The 889-nt window shown below is 66.5% G+C and carries 1 protein-coding gene; it reads left to right on the forward strand.

The features are described 5' to 3' along the window. Positions 1-889 (forward strand): transketolase C-terminal domain-containing protein (locus SPR01S_RS21055; RefSeq protein ID WP_281178811.1); only part of this gene is annotated, 889 nt, incomplete at both ends.

Consider the following 889-nt stretch of genomic DNA (forward strand, 5'->3'; position numbering starts at 1 on the left):
GCGACAGCGAGCACGGCCCGATCCTGGTCCATGTCGTGACCAAGAAGGGCAAGGGCTATGGTCCGGCGGAAGCGGCCGCGGACAAATATCATGGCGTGCAGAAGTTCGACGTGATCACCGGTGCCCAGGCCAAGGCGCCGCCGGGGCCGCCTGCTTATCAGAACGTGTTCGCCGACCAGCTGATCAAGGATGCGACACGCGATCCGACCATCGTCGCGATCACCGCGGCCATGCCGTCGGGCACCGGCATCGACCGCTTCGCCAAGGCGTTCCCGGATCGCACGTTCGATGTCGGCATTGCCGAGCAGCATGCGGTGACCTTTGCGGCGGGGCTCGCCGCACAAGGCATGCGGCCATTCTGTGCGATCTATTCGACGTTCCTGCAGCGCGCGTACGATCAGGTCGTCCACGACGTCGCGATCCAGAACCTGCCCGTCCGCTTCGCGATCGACCGCGCCGGGCTGGTCGGTGCCGATGGCGCGACCCATGCCGGCAGCTTCGACGTCACCTATCTTGCGACCTTGCCCAATTTCGTCGTGATGGCCGCCGCGGACGAGGCCGAGCTGGTGCACATGACGCATACCGCTTCGCTTCACGACAGCAGCCCGATCGCGGTGCGCTATCCGCGCGGCAACGGGGTCGGCATAGCCTTGCCCGAAACGCCCGAGCGGCTCGAGATCGGCAAGGGACGCATCGTGCGCGAGGGCAAGAAGGTGGCGATATTGTCGCTCGGCACGCGATTGCAGGAGGCCTTGAAGGCGGCCGACGCGCTCGACGCCAAGGGGCTGTCGACGACCGTCGCCGATCTGCGCTTCGCCAAGCCGCTCGACGAGGAGCTGATCCGTCGCCTGCTCACCACCCACGAGGTCGCGGTGACGATCGAGGAAGG

Source organism: Sphingomonas pruni NBRC 15498 (assembly GCF_001598455.1).
Classification (GTDB): Bacteria; Pseudomonadota; Alphaproteobacteria; order Sphingomonadales; family Sphingomonadaceae; genus Sphingomonas; species Sphingomonas pruni.